Raw genomic sequence first — 4,485 nt, forward strand, 5'->3', positions numbered from 1 at the left:
AGGCAGACGGCGTGATGGAAGCATATATCCGTGTTGGAAATGAAAGCGTAATTGCCCCTGATTACATTGTGAATGAACTGATCTTAAAGGGAACCAATCAGTCCTTTGATACCCTAACAACAGACGCGGTAAAAAAGGATTACAGCTTTACACTTCTGGAAGCAACCTATCTGGAACGGACCGGTCTCCGCTTTGAGCCATCCGATTATGTTTCCTTTGGTTTGACTGATAAAAATGGACTCATGACCAATGCCGGAAAACTCATGACCGATCAGCACACGGTTTATAACTCCCGTATGTTCTGTACCCGGTGGAATGGCTTGGGAAAAGGCTCTATCTTTGATGATGCGCTGGACGATAAAGAATACGAGGGAAATTTGATTTATTTACTGAACAGCGGCAGTGAATTTATTCGCAATAATTCCAAAGTCCGTTTTGTCAAAAAGGCACAGTATCGTGTAGACAAGCCGGATTATGCTGAACGAGCTGTGACAGAGGCTCTTGTTAATGCGCTTATCCATCGTGATTATATTGTGCTTGGCAGCGAAATCCATATTGATATGTTTGATGATCGGGTGGAAATCACATCTCCGGGCGGTATGTTTGGCGGCGGCTCAATTCAGGAATACGATATTTACAGTATCCGTTCCATGCGACGAAACCCTGTGATTGCTGACCTGTTCCACCGCATGAAGTACATGGAACGCCGTGGAAGTGGCCTACGCAAAATCGTCAGTGAAACCGAAAAGCTGCCTGGATACACAGAGGCATATAAGCCCGAATTTTCCTCAACAGCGACAGATTTCAGAGTCATCTTGAAAAATGTAAACTACATCATGTGCGGTGCTTCCGTACATGATGCCGCACATGATACAGCACATGATGCCGCACATGATACATCTGTGATCAGCAAGCAAAACTTGCTATTGGAATTTTGTGCAGACCCTAAAAGTCGAGATGAAATGCAAGCATATATTGATGTTTCCAGCCGTTCTCACTTCAGCAAATATTACCTCAAGCCTTTATTATCTTCTGGTAAACTTGAAATGATGTTTCCAGACAAACCCAAAAGCAAAAACCAGAAATACACTACCGTTCATTCCAAATAACCAAGAAGCAGGGCACTGGGTCTCATCTCCCATTGTCCTGCTTCTTTTCATTCCAGATTTATTCACATCATTTACCCATACATCCAATCCTGGATCGCAAATTTCAAACTCTGCACCTTTCCCAGCAGCCAGATCGCAGCCAGCGGCAGCCCCATCGGGCTAATCAAAAATGCCATAACCAGCAAAATCACACCATTCTGCGGGGAATAGGTAATCAGCACAGCCACGCCAAGCAGAGCAATTACCGTGCTTAGTAGACCAAGCACCAGACCGGATATGTAGATCAGCCCCATGCAGAGCCAGACAAAAAGCGTCAACACCAAAATGACCGGTGCAGTTACAATCATCAGCAAGCATTTCAAAATCTTCATTCCAGTTCCTCCCTCCAACGCTCCAGATGCCGTTTGCACAGGGCATCCGCTTCTCTCTCATCATCTTCCGTCACTTCCCGTTTTCCTTTGGTCAGTTCAATCTCCAGATAAGTCCGGTAATCATCGGCTAAGAGGTCGAACAGTTCCTTGGGAGTATGGCACACCTCGCCAGAGCCATAGTGAAAATCTTGGTCAAATTCAACTCTTACACATCCATGGCGGCTGATATAAACTTCTATGGTCTCGTCTGCGGTCAGGTAATCCGCAAAAATCTCCAGCACCTTTTCAAAGGTCAGCATCTGTTTTCACTCCTTTGCTACGCTTCTTATTCTACTCATATTATCCGGTACGGACAGGCAAAAGACAAGGATACAGACAAAATAGGGTAGAGGGAGAAAAAAATTTTTTCTCGCCCCTCCCATTGAACCGTACGTACGGGTCTCGTATACGGCTCTACAACTTATATTCCAACTTTAACTAAGTAATAGGATAGGGGATTGAGCAAATTAGCTCCGTCTTTTATCCTATTTTCAAGTAAATCTTTACTGATAATGAAATTTACTACGTTCATTCCACATCTTCTGTACCATCCAAGTCTTGAGTTCGCAACTTTAAAAATTTCTTCCTGATTACATCCAGTCTTATTTTTCCAGTTTAGATAACTTAAATTTCTATAGATGGTTTTTGGTCTTTTCCACTGTTTCATTACAATCACTCGCATTTTGTGCCTCAGCCATTCCCCAAGTTCTTCCATAAACAGCTTCATCATTCCAATTCTGAAATAATTTATCCACCCTCGTACAATCTCGTTTACTCTCTTAATTGTAACTGCAAGTGGTCTCGCTACCGCTTTTCCTCTTTTCAGATATTCGCTTAGCTTCTTTTTCAGTTTCTTTTTCTTTTCATTGGTTGGTCTGACTTTCCATTCCGAACCATTCTTTAGGAATGTGAATCCAAGATATTTACTTCTTGTCGGTCTTACCACTTTTGTTTTCGTAGCATTTACTTTCAGGAATAGCTTTCTTTCTAACCAACTACAAATGGATTTCATTACTCGATTGGCTGCCATCTCACTTTTGGTGAATATCAGCACATCATCAGCATACCTTGTGAAACAAAGTCCTCTTTGCTCCAGTTCTTTATCTAACTTATCAAGATAGACATTAGAACATACAACCGAAAGTGGGCCACCCTGAGGTACACCCGTGATAGTCGCTTTTTCCAGTCCTTTTTCCATTACTCCTGCTTTCAGATATTTCCGAATCAGATTTAATGTGGTACTATCGTTTACTTGCTCTCTTAGTATCTGAATTAACTTATCGTGATTTACCCTGTCGAAAAACTGTTCAATATCAATATCTACTACCCATTCATAGCCACTGTTCAGATAGCAGAGGGCCTGTCTGATTGCATCATGACAGCTTCTTCCTGGTCTGAATCCATAGCTGTATTCACTAAATATTTCTTCATAAATATCAGATATTGGCTGAGCAATTGCCTGCTGGATAGTTCTATCCAATGCTGTAGGGATTCCCAACGGACGTTGTTTTCCATTGTCTTTCGGAATGTATACTCTCCGTACTGGCTTCGGCATATAAGTTCTATTCCTAATGGATGTGACAATCGCATCCTTATTCTCCCTTATATAATCTCCCAGTTCCTCAACAGTAATTCCATCAACTCCACTTGCACCTTTGTTGGCTACCACCTTCTTATAGGCTTTGTTCAGATTTTCTTTTGTTAAAATCACTTCGATTAATTCCATTGTTGTTACTCCTCTGACTTATCCTAAGATTCATACATAACACCCCTCTAGATATAAACAGTATTCCTTGGTTACGTTCCTACTTTTCCTGTCCATCCGATTTCTGGCTCATGTATTATTTTAAACATAACGATTTGTACTATAAATCGTTTCAGTCCTTCAGCTTTTGCCTACTATGACATCATCTGACTCCCTCTCCAAACCTTTTCCGACCATACCTTTCAGTATGTGAGTAGGGTCTCCCGAGGTAAGACACTAATCTTTCATCCCACAACCTCTTGATTTACAACTTCGGTATACGTTTACCATTAGGGCTTCGGTTTGCCTTGCAACCTTACCCACCTAATCGCCTTATCAAGTTTCTGTACGTAGGCTCAAGGATTTTGCTATACCACTTCCTCCATCCATACCATTACTGATACCGACTTGTGGTTCGCTACACTTGGCGGTAAATACCCGTGACTGGACTTGCACCAGTAAGATTAATACCATGCTCGGCGCACAAGAAAAAGCGGAAGAAGGTGCGGCGAAGAAACGCCGTTCCTCCCTCCGCAAATGGAGTATCTATCCCTGTTATGAAAGTTTAGAGAGTTGCATCAATAAATAAGATTTTATTATCCACTTTATTCTTCTTCATTACCATGATGCAGGTTGCAATGGAGGTTCCAAAGAAAAGGTTGCTTGGTAATTGAATAATGCAATCAACGTAGTTATTGTCTATCAAATATTTACGGATTTTTTGTTCTGCACCACCGCGATACATAATACCGGGGAAGCATACAATTGCTGCTGTTCCGTTTGACGCAAGCCATGAAAGGCTATGCATAATAAAAGCCATATCCGCTTTGCTCTTAGGTGCTACGACGAGATTGCCGACGAGATCTTCAAGCTCCGGGAACAGCGAGAAAAATGCACGGTTGACACTGCTGCCAGGGACGCACAGATTGCCCGCATCAACGAACTGCAGGATTTCATCAAGCAGCAGCCCGCACACCTGGAAACCTTCGACGAGTCCCTGGTAAAACGCTGGCTTGAGCGAATCATCGTCTGGGAGGACCACTTCACAGTGGAGCTTAAGTCTGGACTGAAAATTGATATTGAAGGATAATCCCGTAGAATCGAGTAGGAGGCGGTGACTAACCGCCGTCCTCTCACATCACCGTGCGTACCGTTCGGTACACGGCGGTTTCAATAGTTGACGTGCACAGACTGATAGGCTGTGGCTAAATCATAGAAGCCA

Annotated in this window: 4 protein-coding genes and 1 pseudogene; 1 reads left to right on the forward strand and 4 read right to left on the reverse strand. The window is 42.8% G+C overall.

Translation table 11 applies throughout. The annotated features are described in order from the left end of the window. Positions 1-1,109, forward strand: a 1,109-nt coding sequence (locus ABHC48_RS20265) for an ATP-binding protein (protein WP_195700488.1), incomplete at its 5' end; no start/stop codon positions are given. Positions 1,110-1,180: 71 nt separating this feature from the next. Here the strand turns inward: ABHC48_RS20265 and ABHC48_RS20270 are convergent. The 4 genes and pseudogenes from ABHC48_RS20270 to ABHC48_RS20285 all read right to left on the reverse strand — a co-directional run. Continuing rightward, positions 1,181-1,480: a CD1845 family protein gene (locus ABHC48_RS20270; RefSeq protein ID WP_195700489.1), complete on the reverse strand. Its 300-nt coding sequence runs from the start codon at positions 1,478-1,480 to the stop codon at positions 1,181-1,183. Beyond that, entirely contained in the window at positions 1,477-1,779 is a 303-nt protein-coding gene (locus ABHC48_RS20275) for a hypothetical protein (protein WP_195700490.1), read from the reverse strand. The genes ABHC48_RS20270 and ABHC48_RS20275 overlap by 4 nt, the downstream gene beginning before the upstream one ends. A 161-nt stretch (positions 1,780-1,940) precedes the next feature. Continuing rightward, positions 1,941-3,245, reverse strand: a complete 1,305-nt coding sequence (ltrA, locus tag ABHC48_RS20280) for a group II intron reverse transcriptase/maturase (RefSeq protein ID WP_117853751.1) — start codon at positions 3,243-3,245, stop codon at positions 1,941-1,943. A 589-nt stretch (positions 3,246-3,834) separates the two neighbouring features. After that, positions 3,835-4,110, reverse strand: a pseudogene (locus ABHC48_RS20285) (N-6 DNA methylase); the annotation flags it as partial. Between the last annotated feature and the right edge of the window lie 375 nt (positions 4,111-4,485).

Origin of the sequence: Ruminococcus sp. 1001136sp1, assembly GCF_039841815.1 — a bacterium.
In the GTDB taxonomy this organism is placed as follows: domain Bacteria; phylum Bacillota; class Clostridia; order Lachnospirales; family Lachnospiraceae; genus Blautia_A; species Blautia_A faecis.